The organism is Pauljensenia sp. UMB3104, assembly GCF_030217285.1.
Taxonomy (GTDB): domain Bacteria; phylum Actinomycetota; class Actinomycetes; order Actinomycetales; family Actinomycetaceae; genus Pauljensenia.
The window spans coordinates 1-272 of sequence record NZ_JASONN010000305.1; the positions used below are offsets into that span (position 1 = coordinate 1).

The window sequence follows — 272 nt, forward strand, 5'->3', positions numbered from 1 at the left end:
TTACCGACCTGGCCGAGGCCGAGCGGGTGATTCGTGGGTCGCGCCCGCAGATCGTGTTGGTGGAGACGCCCTCGAACCCGTTCCTGCTGGTCACGGATATCGCTGCGATTGCGTCCCTCACGCACGAGGTCGGCGGCCTGCTGATCGTGGACAACACTTTTGCGACGCCGGTCCTGCAGCGTCCCCTCGAGCTGGGCGCGGACGTCGTCGTGCACTACACGACCAAGTACGTGGGCGGCCACTCCGACGTGGTCGGCGGTGCGTTCATCCTG

The 272-nt window shown here is 66.5% G+C and carries 1 protein-coding gene; it reads left to right on the top strand.

Annotation, left to right across the window (positions count from 1 at the left end; genetic code table 11):
• On the top strand, window positions 1-272 hold a 272-nt coding region (locus QP415_RS11815), incomplete at both ends, for a PLP-dependent transferase (RefSeq protein WP_285100209.1).